This is a genomic window from Pseudomonas sp. SA195 (genome assembly GCF_054131565.1).
In genome coordinates this window covers 1,758,366-1,772,842 of the sequence record NZ_CP096392.1, presented here as the reverse complement: position 1 = coordinate 1,772,842, position 14,477 = coordinate 1,758,366, and the positions used below count along the sequence as shown (strand labels likewise).

Below are 14,477 nucleotides of genomic sequence, written 5' to 3'. Positions count from 1 at the left end.
GCCATGCGGCGGATGCGCATGCCTCCGCCATATCCGCAGGTGGTCCCGTTGTGCAGCTCGCAGGCATCATGGCCGTACACCAAACAGACACGACAAGGAGTACAAATGCTCAGCTTCAGCCGCGACCTGATCATCGAATGGGGCGATTGCGACCCGGCGGGTATCGTCTTTTATCCGCGCTATTTCGCCATGTTCAACGCATCGACTGATCTCATGGTCGCTAATTCCGGTTTGGATGTCGGCACCTTGTTCGAGCGCCATGGCGCGGTTGGCTGGCCGATGGTCGATAGCCAGGCCATCTTCAAACTGCCCGCACGTTTCGGCGAACAGGTGCGCATCGTCAGCCGCGTGACCGAGGTTAACGAGTCGAGCTTCGCGATCCGCCACGAACTGTTCAAACACGACGACCGCCTGGCCGTGACCGGTATCGACAAGCGGGTCTGGGCGGTCAAGCACCCGGATCGCCTTGGCGAGCTGAAAAGCGCCGCGATTCCAGCGGAGCTGCGGGACACGCTGCTGGCTGAATGACGCGTAATGAAAGCGTTGCCTCAGCGAACCAAAACGGCGCCAACGGGTTATACGGCGGCCGATAGTGAACCGATAACGTGCAGCGCCTCCGCTAAGATGGCGATCGTCATTCCGAAACGACTCGACTAGCCATCCTATCTCTCTGATTTTTAAACCGGTTCTCTTCAAACCGCATCCAGCCAAACGACTTTGGCAAGCCCCTTGCAATCACCTCGGCACAACGTCTTCGGGTCGCCAACGGCGGTGATCGGGACGAATTGACAAAGGCGTCGACGGTGCTCGCTCTGCTCATGCGGAGGGTGCGTCCGCGACGCCTTTTTTCGTTTCGCGATTGAGGGATAAATCATGCGCAAGACCCGCCGTACGCTGCTGAAAACGCTAGCGGCCTCCGCCCTGCTACCGCTATTGCCATTAACGGCATGGGCTGCCGAGCCGGAAAAGGAAGAACTCAAACTCGGCTTCATCAAGCTCACCGACATGGCGCCGCTCGCCATCGCCTACGAAAAGGGCTTCTTCGAGGACGAAGGGCTCTACGTCACGCTCGAAGCCCAGGCCAACTGGAAGGTATTGCTGGACCGTGTCATCGACGGCGAGCTGGACGGGGCGCACATGCTCTCCGGCCAGCCGATCGGTGCCACCATCGGCTTCGGCACCAAAGCCGAGATCATCACCGCATTCACCATGGACCTAAACGGCAACGCCATCACCCTGTCCAACGCCGTCTGGGAACAAATGAAGCCCCAGGTGCCGATGGCCGATGGCAAGCCCGTGCACCCGATCAAGGCCGACGCGCTCAAGCCGGTCATCGAACAGTTCCAGGCCAGCGGCAAGCCGTTCAATCTGGGAATGGTGTTCCCCGTCTCGACTCACAACTACGAGCTGCGCTACTGGCTCGCAGCCGGTGGCATCCATCCGGGCTATTACGCGCCCGCCAAGGGCGACATCAGCGGCCAGATCGACGCCCAGGCATTGCTCTCGGTCACCCCGCCGCCGCAGATGCCTTCGACCATGGAAGCCGGCACCATCCATGGCTACAGCGTCGGCGAGCCCTGGAACCAGCAGGCCGTGTTCAAGGGCATCGGCGTGCCGGTCGTGGCGGACTACGCGATCCGCAAGAACATGTCGGAAAAGGTCTTTGGCGTTTCCAAGGCCTGGGCCGAAGCGAACCCGGAGACCCACAAGCGGCTGGTCAAGGCGCTGATCCGCGCTGGCAAGTGGCTCGATGAAGACAACAACGCCAACCGCCGGGAAGCCGTGGAGATCCTCTCGCGTCCGGAATACGTCGGCGCCGATGCCAAGGTCATCGCCAACTCGATGACCGGCACCTTCGAGTTCGAAAAGGGCGATAAGCGCGAAGTGCCGGATTTCAACGTGTTCTTCCGTTACCACGCGACCTACCCCTACTACTCCGACGCCATCTGGTACCTGACCCAGATGCGCCGCTGGGGCCAGATCGCCGAGGCCAAGCCGGACAGCTGGTACCTGGACACCGCCAAGCGCGTCTACCGCCCGGACATCTACCGCCAGGCGGCCGACGAGCTGATCGCCGACGGCCTGCTCAGCGCCGAAGACGTGCCGTCCGCCGATGAAGACGGCATTCGCGCGCCGCTGGCCGACACCATCGACGGCATCACCTACGACGGCCATACGCCTAACGCCTACCTCGACCAGTTCGCGATCGGCCTGAAAGGCGATACCACGCTCTGATCCCGCGCATGGGAGGCGCAGGCCTCCCGATCCAGGAGGACACATCGATGAGCAACCCAGCCGTCGTGCAAAACATCAAAGAGACCTTGGAGGCTGGCCGTCAGGCGCGGCTCAAGCGCTGGCTGCCGCAAGTGATCATGCCGCTGGTGGGCGTCCTTGCCTTCCTGCTGTTCTGGCAGTTGGTGGCATCGAACATTCAGACCAGCCTCGGCCAGTTTCCCGGGCCGAGCCAGGTCGCCGAGCAGTTCACCGGGCTGGCCGATGCGCACATCCAGTCGCGGGAAAAGGCCGCCGCCTTCTACCAGCGCCAGGAAGAACGCAACGCCGCGACGCTGGCGAAGAACCCCGATGCCACCGTCAAGATTCGCCCTTACACCGGCAAGCCGACCTTCTTCGAGCAGATCTTCACCAGCCTGTACACCGTGATGGCCGGCTTCGCCCTCGCCTCGCTGATCGCCGTGCCGCTGGGCATCGTCTGCGGCCTGAGCAAGCCGGTGTACAACGCCATCAACCCCTTGATCCAGGTGTTCAAGCCGGTCTCACCACTCGCCTGGCTGCCGCTGGTCACCATGGTGGTCAGCGCCGTCTATGTCAGCGAGGACCCACTATTCGCCAAGTCCTTCGTCACCTCGGCGCTGACCGTGGCGCTGTGCTGCCTGTGGCCGACGGTGATCAACACCACGGTCGGCGTGGCGAACCTGGACAAGGACCTGACCAACGTCAGCCGCGTGCTGCGCCTGTCGCCCCTCAGCCACGTGCGCCGCATCGTCCTGCCCGCCGCCATTCCGATGATCTTCACCGGGCTGCGCCTGTCGCTGGCGACCGGCTGGATGGTCCTGATTGCCGCGGAAATGCTGGCGCAGAACCCCGGTCTCGGGAAATTCATCTGGGACGAGTTCCAGAACGGCAGCTCCAACTCGCTCGGCCGGATCATGGTCGCGGTGATCGTCATCGGCCTGATCGGCTTCGCCCTGGACCGCATCATGCTGATGCTCCAGCGCCGCGTGAGCTGGGACAAGAACGCAGACCTGCGCTGAGGAAATCACATGAACAACGCCCATCTCGAACTCACCGGCGTCGGTATCAGCTTTCCCACCGACAAGGGGCTCTACTGCGCGCTGCAGAACGTCAACCTGCGCATCGCCAAGGGCGAGTTCGTCTCGCTGATCGGCCATTCCGGCTGCGGCAAGTCGACCGTCCTCAACATCGTCGCCGGACTGTATCAGGCCACCACCGGCGGCGTGATCCTCGACGGCCGCGAGGTCAACGAACCCGGTCCGGAGCGCGCCGTGGTGTTCCAGAACCACAGCCTGCTGCCCTGGCTCAGCTGCTACGAAAACGTCGAACTGGCGGTACGGGAAGTCTTCCGGGGCCAGAAGAGCAAACGGGAAATGCGCGACTGGATCGAGCACAACCTCGAGCTGGTGCACATGACCCACGCCCGCGACAAACGCCCCAGCGAGATCTCCGGCGGGATGAAACAGCGCATCGGCATCGCCCGTGCACTGGCCATGCAACCCAAGGTGTTGCTGATGGACGAGCCCTTCGGTGCCCTCGATGCGCTGACCCGCGCGCATCTGCAGGACTCGCTGATGGAGATCCACGCCGACCTCGGCAACACGGTGATCATGATCACCCACGATGTCGACGAAGCCGTGCTGCTCTCGGACCGCATCGTGATGATGACCAACGGGCCCTCCGCCACTATCGGCGAGATCCTCCAGGTTGACCTGCCGCGCCCGCGGGATCGTATGGCGCTGGCCCATGACGCCGGCTATCACGCCTTCCGCGCCCAGGTGTTGGAATTTCTCTACCAGCGCCAGCAGCGGCCAGCTGCGTGACCGGATCGAGGTGACACGACGTGGACGGTGCCCTTAGCCCCCAAAAACGACAACGCCAGGGCGACAACCTGCTGTGCGACCGGCTTGCAGGCGTGCAGCAGCAGCGCGCCCAGGCCGCTCAGCTGCACAGCCTCACCCTCTACCTCACTCGTCTCAGCCGTAAGGAAGCCTGACCATGGAAGTTTCCATCGCCCTGACCCTGGCCGCCTGCCTGGTGTTGCTTGGCAACCACCTCAGTCGCGTCGCCGCCGATCGGCATCGCAAGCGGATCAGCGCCAAGGACCTCCACGCCCTGCAAATGGTGCTCGAGGTGCTGCAGTTCGTGCAGAAGCACCGCGGCCTGGGCGGCCAGCGTGACGCGGCGGCCGTCGCCCAGCGGCTGGACGTCGCCAACCGCATCGACCGGCTCTGGCAGGGCTGGCAAGGCGAGGAGAACCGCCCCGCCATGCGCGCGCTGTGGCGTGAGATACGCCAGAACCCGACCGAATTCGAGCCGCACTGCATTCTGATCGAGCAAATGCTCGAAAGCATCCACGTGCTCGAGTTGCGTCTGGCGTACCAGGGCAACCCGCAAGTGACCGGCCTGTGCGACGCCTGCCGTGCACTGGAAGACCTCGGCCAGCTGCGCGGCCTGGCGGTGCGCGCCGCCAACTTCGAAACCTGCCCGCTGGAGATGCAGGTGCAGATGCGCTACCTGTGCCAGCGCCTCGCCGATCCTATCGGCGGCACTACCCTGGCCAAGCTCGTCGAGCACCTGCAACGCAACCTGATCGACGCGCCACGCGTCAGCCTGGCGCCGGCCGAGTGCTACGCGCTGATCACCCCGATCATCGACGAACGCCTGCAAGGCATCCGCCACAGCATCGCCTGAAGCCTCGGTGCGAACGGGGTCATCAAGGTGCTGAATCCAGCTTGGCCGTCGAGGGCCGGCACGTAGAATGGGCGTCCGCGCGCGGGCCGGCAAACCGGTGATCGACGCCGGCCCCTGTTTCCAGCCAAACGAGACCTTCATGGCCCGCCTGTCCCTGCAGTTTCCCGAAGACCAGTTCTGCTTCACCACGCAACTGACGGTACGTATCACCGACATCAACGCCGCCAACCACCTGGCGAACGACTCGATGATCTCGATGATTTCCGAAGCCCGTGCCCGTTTCCTCTTTGCCTACGGCATTGCCGAGTCTCGCAAAGACGGCAGCGGCATCATCGTTACGGACCTGGCCACCACCTACAAGGCCGAAGCTCACGCTCGGGACGTGCTGTTGTTCGAAGTCGGCGTCATGGATTTCAACAAGTACGGCGGCGATATCACCTTTCGCATCACCCGCCCGGCCGACGGCACGCTGATCGCCATGGCCAAGTCCGGTTTCGTCTTTTACAACTACCTTGAAACCCAGGTCGTGCCGATGCCGGCCGAGTTCGCGGCGAAGTTCCCCAAGGTCAATCGCATCGCTTGACACGCCCCACTTCAATGCACGACGCACCACCGCTGCGCGCGCTTTGAGCGCATCCACCCGTATCCCGGCTCCAGAGCCCCCATGCCGCCCGGCCGTTGCGGTTGGCACATCTCCTGCTTGCTGCAACGGCAAGTAGCCAAAGGCGGTTACTCACAGACATGACAAAGGCGTCGCGTTGCCCCGTCGAGACAGACGGTGGTTCGCGGCGCCTTTTTCGTTTGGCCCCAACGAGCAGGGGCGCGGGCATTCCCGCACGGATTCTGCTGCCGTCCGGCAGCGCGGCATTCCCCGGCACCCAACAGGCGCGCCGGTACAACTTGTCTAGTGAGGTGTTCGATGAATACGAGTTTCTGGAAAGCCGGCCACACGCCGACCCTCTTTTCCGCCTTTCTCTACTTCGACCTGAGCTTCATGGTCTGGTACGTGCTTGGCCCAATGGGTGTGCAGATAGCCGCCGACCTCGGCTTGACCACCCAGCAACGCGCCTTCATGGTGGCGACGCCCATCCTCTCCGGCGCCGTGCTACGCCTGGCGCTGGGCATGCTCGCCGACCGGACCTCGCCAAAAACCGCCGGCCTGTTCGGGCAGATCGTGGTGATCGCGGCGCTCTTCATCGCCTGGCTGAACGGCATCCACAGCTACGAGCAAGCGCTGCTGCTGGGCCTGTTCCTCGGCATGGCGGGCGCGTCCTTTGCCGTCGCGCTGCCGCTCGCCTCGCAGTGGTATCCGCCACAGCACCAGGGCAAGGCCATGGGTATCGCCGGTGCAGGCAATTCCGGCACCGTCTTCGCAGCCCTCTTCGCCCCGGTACTGGCCAGCATGTTCGGCTGGACGAACGTGTTTGGCCTGGCCCTGATCCCACTGGTGCTGACGCTGATCATCTTTGCCAGCTTCGCCAGGAACGCGCCTAACCGCCCTGCTCCTAAATCCTTCGCCGACTACATGAAGGCGCTGGGCGACCGTGACAGCTGGTGGTTCATGTTCTTCTACAGCGTGACCTTCGGTGGTTTCCTCGGCCTGGCCAGTACGCTGCCAGGCTATTTCCATGATCAGTACGCCTTCGATCCCGTCAAAGCGGGCTATTACACCGCCGCCTGCGTATTCGCTGGCAGCCTGCTGCGTCCCCTCGGCGGAGCACTGGCGGACCGCATCGGCGGCATCCGCTCGCTGTTGGTGATGTACACCGTAGCCGCCGCTTGCCTGTTTGTTGTGGGCTTCAACCTACCGAGTTCCACCGCAGCCCTGGCTCTGTTCGTGGTCGCCATGCTCAGCCTCGGCGCCGGCAACGGTGCGGTGTTTCAGCTGGTGCCGCAGCGCTTCAACAAGGAAATCGGCGTGATGACGGGGCTCGTTGGCATGGCGGGCGGCATTGGCGGCTTTCTGCTGACCGCCGGGCTGGGCGCGGTCAAGCAGGCTACGGGCGATTACCAGATGGGCCTGTGGTTGTTCGCAAGCCTGGGTGCGCTGGCGTGGTTTGGCCTCTATGGCGTCAAGCGGCGCTGGAGAACGACCTGGGGCTCTGCCGCAATGACCGCTGCGCGGGTCTGAGTATCAACATGTGAGCAAAGGCAGGCTTGCCGGGCTTGCCTGATCGTGTCCCACCGTGCCCACGCCATTCCGAGTGATCCTTGATGCCCTTGCAGTTGTCATTCGGCGAAGCCACCGCCACCGGCCCTCGTGAAGAAAATCAGGACGCGCTGCGCATCGTCACGCCGACACCCGGCCTAGCCGCGAGCAAGGGTGCGCTGTTCGCCATCGCCGATGGCGTCAGTCAATGTGCGGACGGCGGTCTGGCGGCACGTGCAACGCTGCAGGCGCTGGCGACCGATTACTACGCCACCCCAGAAACCTGGACCATCGCACAATCACTGGACCGCCTGCTCGTAGCGCAAAACCGGTGGCTGCAAGCCAACGGTGGCGGCCAGCCGCTACTGACCACATTGACGACGCTGGTACTACGCGGACGGCGCTTCACCCTTGCCCATGTTGGCGACTGCCGCGCCTATCGGTGGCATGACGGCACGCTACAACGGCTCAGCGAGGATCACGTCTGGGAACAGCCAAACATGCAACACGTACTCAAGCGTGCCATGGGGCTGGACCAGCATCTGGTCGTCGATTACCTCGACGGCGAGCTGCGCCTGGGCGAATGCTTTCTGCTGCTCAGCGACGGCGTCTGGGCGAGCATCACCGAGGGCGACATCCAGAACATCCTGCGCGCAGAACCGGACCTGCCGAACGCCGCGCGAGCGCTGGTCAACCTGGCGCACCAGACCGGCAGCCAGGACAATGCCAGCGCCCTGCTGCTGCGGGTCGAGGCGCTGCCGGAAGCCGCACTCGCCGACTCACTGGCACAACTGGCCGACTGGCCGCTGCCGCCCCGCCTGCGACCGGGCCAGACGTTCGAAGGCTGGACGATCGAGGCGCTGGTAGGCGAATCGCGGCAATCACTCCTTTACCGAGTCAGTGACGCACAGGCTCAACATTGGCTACTCAAAACCCTACCGCCGAGTCGGTATGACGAACCCGCGGCAGGTCCGGCGTTGTTACAGGAAGAGTGGTTCCTGCGCCGCGTCGCCGGGCGCGCCTTTCCGGAAATCCACGGTGTACCCCAGCGCCAGCACCTGTATTACGTGCAGCGCGAGTACCGCGGAAAAACGCTATCCGCACAGTTCGCGGATCACGGCCCGATGCCTCTGGCGGACTGGATGGCGCTGGCACCGCGCCTGATCCGCGCGCTCGGCATGTTGCACCGGCGCAACATCCTGCACCGCGACATCAAGCCGGAGAACCTGCACCTCGGCGAGGATGGCGAGCTGCGCGTGTTGGACTTCGGCCTGGCGTACTGCCCGGGCCTGTCCCATGACCTGCCACACACTTTGCCCGGCACACCGAGCTACCTCGCACCCGAAGCGTTCACGGGTGCTGCCCCGAGCCGGCAGCAGGACCTGTACGCAGCCGCCGTCACGCTTTATCAACTGCTGACCGGCCACTTCCCCTATGGTGAAGTCGAGGCGTTCCAGCGGCCGCGCTTCGGCCAATCGGTGCCCGCCAGTCGCTACAGACCCGATCTGCCGCCATGGCTGGACGATCAGCTCAAGCGCGCGGTCGCGATCGATCCTTCACAGCGTTTCGAGACAGCCGAGGAATGGTTGCTGGCACTGGAGCAAGGCGAACGGCTGTCGAGCCAAGCACCGACGCGGCCGCTGCTCGAACGCGAACCGCTGAAGGTCTGGCGTACGCTAGCGCTGGGCTCGCTGCTGCTGAACCTCGGCTTGCTAGCCTGGCTCGCCAAGGGCGGTTGACGAGTCAGCGCCTGACGATCAGCCCCTGCCGGGCGACCCGAATCAGCTCGTGCACACTTCTTTCCAGGTTCTCGCGCGAGGGTGCCTGGACGACTGCAAGGTCGAAGCTGTTCGCAGCGAAATGCGCCAGCGACTCATCCGCTCCGGTGAACTGAACAAGAAAGGCGCGTGGCCTGCAGGTCCGGCGCGACCAGCCATCCAGATAGCGCAACAGCGATGGCTGATGGCTGCCACCCAGCAGTATTTTGGGATTGCTACGAACCAGGCCACTGGTAATCGGAGCCAGGCGCAGGGGTGCGCGTTGTAGTGCATTCATCAGAGAGATCCCGCCTCGAGAATTCCGCTGGGCAGCGGTGGGAGGCGACACCGAACCAGCGCTTTAGCGGTATTTCGAAGCCTAGGCTCCCGGCGCCCCGCAAGTAGCTGACTAAATCGGCGCATGGGGCAGAACAATAGAAAAGCCGGGCGGCGGCTGTCAACGCCCGCGTCAGCCAGTACGCCAGCCGTCGTGCACCAGCACTGCTCGGGCGCGCTTCATATGGGTGCAAAAGGCGACCGGATTGCGCCCCGGACGGCCGCTAGAACCCGCAAATGCCATGCGCCTGCGGGGATTGGCACAACCCCTGCATTCTGACAGGCACATCAAGCCGGGCCATCAACGTGGAGGGCCGGGCTCCGAATACGGAAAGCAAGGACAAAGGCGTCCTCACTGGTAAACCAGTGGGGCGCCTTTTTCGTTGCTGGAACAAAAAGTACGGCCGGGGCGTGATGCTCGGTCCGGCGCGGAGAACGGCATGAAGAAGCTCAAATTGGTAGTGATCGGCAACGGCATGGCGGGCGTCCGTACGCTCGAGGAGCTGCTCAAGCTCGCACCGGATCTGTACGACATCACCGTGTTCGGGGCCGAACCTCATCCCAACTACAACCGCATCCTGCTCTCCCCTGTGCTCGCAGGTGAGCAGACGTTCGACGAGATCGTGCTCAACGACCTCGACTGGTACGCCCGGCACGGCATCCGCCTGATGCTCAACCGCAAGGTGGTCAAGATCGACCGCGCCCGCCGCCGTGTGACTGCCGAGGACGGCAGCGAAGCGGCTTATGATCGTTTGCTGATCGCTACTGGCTCAACGCCCTTCATCCTGCCGATCCCTGGCAATGAGTTGGACGGCGTCATCGGTTACCGCGACATCGCCGATACCCAATCGATGATGGAAGCTGCCCGGACCCACACGCACGCTGTGATCATCGGCGGCGGGCTGCTCGGCCTGGAAGCGGCCAATGGCCTCAAGCTGCGAGGCATGGACGTCACCGTGGTGCACATCGGCGAATGGCCAATGGAGCGCCAGCTCGACCGGACCGCCGGCACTCTGCTTCAGAACGAACTGGAGCGGCGTGGCCTGGGCTTCAAGATGAACCGGCAGACGGCCGAATTGATCGGCAACGAAGGCGGCCGGGTCACGGCCGTGCGGTTTGCCGATGGCGAAGTGATCGGTGCGGATCTGGTCGTCATGGCCGCAGGCATCCGGCCGAACGTCGAACTCGCAGAGCGTGCCGGCCTGCCCTGCAATCGCGGCATTCTGGTCAACGACACGCTGCAGACCTACGACCCGCGTATCTACGCCGTCGGCGAATGCGCGAACCATCGCGGCACCGCCTATGGCCTGGTCGCCCCCTTGTTCGAGCAGGCTAAGGTGTGCGCCAACCATCTCGCGATGCTCGGCTTCTCGCGCTACCTCGGTTCGGTGACGTCAACCAAGCTCAAGGTCACCGGGATTGACCTCTTTTCAGCAGGCGACTTCATGGGCGGCGAAGGCACCGAGACAATCACCCTCTCCGACCCCATCGACGGCGTGTACAAGAAGCTCGTGATTCGCCAGAACGTGCTCGTCGGCGCCTGCCTTTACGGCGACACGGCTGACGGCAGCTGGTACTTCCGTCAGGTCCGCGAGGGCCGGGACATCAGCGATATCCGCGACCGGCTGATGTTCGGTGCCGCGCTCGCCAGCGAAAGCCAGCCTACGCAGGCTTCATCTCCCACCGTCGAGCACGCCTGATGGTTGGCGAAGACGACCCTGTAGAGGAGCTGACCATGCGCCACGTGACCGCCTCGACCTGTTGCTATTGCGGCGTTGGCTGCGGCGTGCTGATCGAGCACGACGGCGAACGCATCCTCGATGTGGCCGGCGACCCGGCGCATCCCGCCAATTTCGGGAAACTGTGCAGCAAGGGCTCGACGCTGCACCTGACCGGTGATCTGGATGCCCGTGCGCTCTACCCCGAGCTGCGCCTGGGTAAAACCCTGGCGCGCGCGCGGACCGACTGGGACAGCGCGCTGAACCACGCCGCCAAGGTATTTGCCGACACCCTTACCGAGCACGGCCCGGACAGCGTCGCCTTCTACATCTCCGGCCAGCTGCTGACCGAGGACTACTACGCCTTCAACAAGCTCGCCCGCGCGTTGGTCGGCACCAACAACATCGACTCAAATTCACGCCTGTGCATGTCGTCTGCCGTGGTTGGCTACAAGCGCAGCCTGGGTGCCGACGCCCCACCTTGCAGCTATGAGGACATCGAGCAGAGCGACACCCTGCTGATTGTTGGCAGCAACATGGCCTACGCCCATCCGGTGCTGTTCCGCCGCCTCGAAGAAGCCAAGGCCCGTCGGCCGGAGATGACGATTATCGTCGTCGACCCGCGCCGCACCGACACTTGCGAGCTGGCCGACCTGCACCTGGCCGTCCAGCCTGGCACCGACGTCGCCCTGTTTCACGGCATCCTGCATCTATTGCTGAAAAGCGGGCAGATCGACCGCGCCTTCATCCACGCTCACACCGCTGGCTTCGAGGCGCTGGAAGACCTGGTCCGCGACTACGATCCCGCTCGGGTCGGGCAACTCTGCGGCATCGATGAACGTGCGCTGCAGCGCTGCGCACGGCTGATCGGAAATTCGCCCCGATTCCTCTCGCTCTGGTGCATGGGCGTCAACCAGTCCACCGCCGGCAGCGCCAAGAACAGTGCGGTGATCAACCTGCACCTGGCCACCGGCCAGATCGGTAAGCCGGGCGCCGGTCCGTTCTCCCTGACGGGGCAGCCGAACGCAATGGGCGGGCGCGAAACCGGCAGCCTGTCCAATCTGCTGCCCGGCCATCGCGATGCCGGCAATGCCGAACACCGTCGAGAAGTCGCTGACTACTGGGGCGTGCCCGCCCTACCGGACGCGCCGGGCCTGTCAGCCATCGAGCTGTTCGAGGCCGTGCGCAACGGCCAGATCAAGGCGCTTTGGATCGCCTGCACCAACCCGGCACAGTCGATGCCGGATCAGCGCGCGGTCCATGACGCTCTGGCGGCTTGCCCGTTCGTGGTTGTACAGGAGGCGTTCTTCACCACCGAGACGTGTCGCTATGCCGACCTGCTGCTGCCTGCCGCCAGCTGGGGCGAGAAGGAAGGGACGGTGACGAACTCCGAGCGCCGTGTCAGCCATGTGCGGCCGGCCATCGCCGCACCCGGCGAGGCGCGCGCGGACTGGTCGATCACCTGCGATTTCGCGCGCAGGCTCGAGGCGCAGCTGCGGCCCGACCAGCCCAGCCTGTTTGCCTTCGACACGCCGGCCGCACTGTTCGACGAATACAAACAACTGACGGCAGGCCGCGACCTGGACCTGTCTGGCCTCAGCCATGCACTGATCGACCGCATTGGCCCACAACAGTGGCCCTTCCCCCCTGGGAGCGCCCGGGGGACGCCGCGACTTTATGCCGATGGTCGTTTTCCTACCGAGGATGGCCGCGCGCGCTTTCTCGCCGAGCCTTACCAGCCGCCGACGGAAACACGCGACACACGCTTTCCGCTCACACTCAATACCGGTCGGCTGCGCGACCACTGGCACGGCATGAGCCGCACCGGCACCGCTGCGCGCCTGTTCGGCCATGTCGAGCAGGCCATGCTCGGCATGCACCCTACTGACATGCGTGAGCGCCAGTTGCACGATGGCCAGTTGGTCAAGGTCCGCAGCCGCCGTGGCGAGATCCTGCTGCCGGTGCAGGCGGATGAGACGCTATGCGCCGGGCAGGCCTTCGTGCCGATGCACTGGGGCGACCGGTTTCTCAAGGGGCTGGGCATCAATCGCCTTACCCTGCCGGCATTCGACCCGATCTCCAAACAACCCGAGCTCAAGCACGCCGGTATCGAGGTCGAAAAGGTCGACTTGCCCTGGCAGTACTTCGCACTGGTCGAGGGCTCGGTGCAGCAGCGCTTCGAGGCCTTGCGCCCGGTGTTCGATGAGTTTGCCTTCGCCAGCTTCGCGCTGACCGGCCGCGACCGTCCGGCGCTGGTCATCCGCGCCGCCTGCCATGCGGCACCCGAGGCGTGGGTGCTGGCAAAACTCGACGCGATGCTGAATTTGAACAAGGGGCCGGTACTGGTCTACCAGGACCCGCAACGGGCCATCGGCAAACGCGTGCGCATCGAGGAAAGCCGCATCGTCGCCCTCAGCCTGTCCGGCGAGACCGCAGCACGCGACTGGCTCAAGCAGCTCTGGCAGGACGGCACGGCCGATCAAGCGCTGCATCGCTGGTTGCTGGCCCCTTTGAGCGCGCCGCCCGGCGGCCAGGTGCGTGCCGCCAAGACTCTGTGCAACTGCATGAACGTCAGCGAGGACGCGATTTGCGCCGGTATCGCGCGCGGCCTGGACCTCGACGGCCTGAAACGGGAGCTGGGCTGCGGCACCAGCTGCGGCTCCTGCGTACCCGAAATCAAGCGCTTGCTGGTGCAACCCGCAGTCGCCTGATTCCTGACTCCACCGGCGATGCACGACGCATCGCCACTGCAACACGAGAGGTAACGACATGAGCGCAAAAGTCTGGCTAGTAGGTGCAGGCCCCGGCGACCCGGAACTGCTGACACTCAAGGCCGTGCGCGCCTTGGGCGAGGCCGAAGTGGTATTGATCGATGATCTGGTCAACCCCGCCGTGCTCGAACACTGCCCGCTTGCGCGGGTCATCCCCGTCGGCAAACGCGGCGGATGCCGCTCGACGCCCCAGGCATTCATCCACCGTCTGATGCTGCGCTACGCGCGCCAGGGCAAATGCGTGGTGAGGCTCAAAGGCGGCGATCCCTGCATCTTCGGGCGCGGCGGCGAGGAAGCCGAATGGCTGGCTGAGCGCGGCATCGAGGTCGAGCTGGTCAACGGCATCACCGCAGGCCTCGCGGGTGCCACTCAGTGCGGCATCTCGCTGACCCAGCGCGGCGTGGCGCGCGGCGTGACGCTGGTCACCGCGCATACGCTCGACGGAAGCAGCCCCGAATGGCATGCGCTGGCGAAGACCGGGACCACACTCGTCGTCTACATGGGCGTCAGTAGCATGCAGCAGGTGCAAACGGGGCTCATGGAAGGCGGGCTGCCTGCCCACACACCCATTGCAATGATTGAAAACGCTTCACTGCCCCAACAGCGCGAATGCCGCTCGCGACTGGGCAGCATGGTTACCGATGCCGCCGCTTTCCAACTCAAGAGCCCCGCGATCCTGGTCATCGGCGAAGTCGCCGCACAAGCGGTTGCACAGGCTCTACGCCAGAGCGCGTGAATCCGGGCGGGTGATCCGCCCGTCGACGCTAACCGCTACGAGGCGCTGCTCTGATTTGCATAA

General features: G+C 64.3%; 12 protein-coding genes and 1 pseudogene. 12 read left to right on the top strand and 1 reads right to left on the bottom strand.

The genetic code is table 11. From position 1 onward, the window contains the following. Nucleotides 1-105: 105 nt before the first annotated feature. The 9 genes from M1D78_RS08245 (at nucleotide 106) to M1D78_RS08205 (ending at nucleotide 8,835) form a co-directional block, all read left to right on the top strand. A complete protein-coding gene (locus M1D78_RS08245; protein ID WP_437419708.1) occupies nucleotides 106-528 on the top strand; it encodes an acyl-CoA thioesterase in 423 nt (140 codons plus the stop codon). Between the two features lie 345 nt (nucleotides 529-873). Next, nucleotides 874-2,235 carry a CmpA/NrtA family ABC transporter substrate-binding protein gene (locus M1D78_RS08240; RefSeq protein ID WP_437419709.1) on the top strand — a complete coding sequence of 454 codons (1,362 nt, stop codon included), beginning with the start codon at nucleotides 874-876 and terminating at the stop codon, nucleotides 2,233-2,235. A 47-nt stretch (nucleotides 2,236-2,282) separates the two neighbouring features. After that, nucleotides 2,283-3,272, top strand: a complete 990-nt coding sequence (locus tag M1D78_RS08235) for an ABC transporter permease (protein WP_437419710.1) — start codon at nucleotides 2,283-2,285, stop codon at nucleotides 3,270-3,272. Between the two features lie 9 nt (nucleotides 3,273-3,281). Then, nucleotides 3,282-4,076: an ABC transporter ATP-binding protein gene (locus tag M1D78_RS08230; protein WP_437419711.1), complete on the top strand. Its 795-nt coding sequence runs from the start codon at nucleotides 3,282-3,284 to the stop codon at nucleotides 4,074-4,076. A 20-nt stretch (nucleotides 4,077-4,096) separates the two neighbouring features. Then, on the top strand, nucleotides 4,097-4,249 hold the full coding sequence (locus M1D78_RS08225; RefSeq protein WP_437419712.1) for a hypothetical protein: 153 nt from the start codon (nucleotides 4,097-4,099) through the stop codon (nucleotides 4,247-4,249). Between the two features lie 2 nt (nucleotides 4,250-4,251). Further along, nucleotides 4,252-4,947, top strand: a complete 696-nt coding sequence (locus M1D78_RS08220) for a hypothetical protein (RefSeq protein WP_437419713.1) — start codon at nucleotides 4,252-4,254, stop codon at nucleotides 4,945-4,947. A 139-nt stretch (nucleotides 4,948-5,086) separates the two neighbouring features. After that, on the top strand, nucleotides 5,087-5,530 hold the full coding sequence (locus M1D78_RS08215) for a thioesterase family protein (protein ID WP_437419714.1): 444 nt from the start codon (nucleotides 5,087-5,089) through the stop codon (nucleotides 5,528-5,530). Nucleotides 5,531-5,866: 336 nt separating this feature from the next. Next, on the top strand, nucleotides 5,867-7,078 hold the full coding sequence (locus M1D78_RS08210) for a nitrate/nitrite transporter (RefSeq protein WP_437419715.1): 1,212 nt from the start codon (nucleotides 5,867-5,869) through the stop codon (nucleotides 7,076-7,078). Nucleotides 7,079-7,161: 83 nt separating this feature from the next. Continuing rightward, the gene (locus M1D78_RS08205; RefSeq protein ID WP_437419716.1) at nucleotides 7,162-8,835 is read left to right on the top strand and encodes a protein kinase domain-containing protein; all 1,674 of its coding nucleotides are present in this window, start codon (nucleotides 7,162-7,164) and stop codon (nucleotides 8,833-8,835) included. Nucleotides 8,836-8,839: 4 nt separating this feature from the next. Here the strand turns inward: M1D78_RS08205 and M1D78_RS08200 are convergent, their stop codons facing one another. Then, nucleotides 8,840-9,151, bottom strand: coding sequence for a class I SAM-dependent methyltransferase (locus tag M1D78_RS08200; protein WP_437419717.1), 312 nt, complete (start codon nucleotides 9,149-9,151; stop codon nucleotides 8,840-8,842). Between the two features lie 478 nt (nucleotides 9,152-9,629). Here M1D78_RS08200 and M1D78_RS08195 point away from each other — a divergent pair. The 3 genes and pseudogenes from M1D78_RS08195 to cobA all read left to right on the top strand — a co-directional run. Then, nucleotides 9,630-10,871: pseudogene (locus M1D78_RS08195) on the top strand (NAD(P)/FAD-dependent oxidoreductase); the annotation flags it as partial. 53 nt (nucleotides 10,872-10,924) lie between these two features. Then, entirely contained in the window at nucleotides 10,925-13,618 is a 2,694-nt protein-coding gene (locus M1D78_RS08190) for a nitrate reductase (RefSeq protein WP_437419718.1), read from the top strand. A 58-nt stretch (nucleotides 13,619-13,676) separates the two neighbouring features. After that, the gene (gene cobA, locus M1D78_RS08185) at nucleotides 13,677-14,414 is read left to right on the top strand and encodes a uroporphyrinogen-III C-methyltransferase (RefSeq protein ID WP_437419719.1); all 738 of its coding nucleotides are present in this window, start codon (nucleotides 13,677-13,679) and stop codon (nucleotides 14,412-14,414) included. The last annotated feature ends 63 nt before the right edge of the window (nucleotides 14,415-14,477 follow it).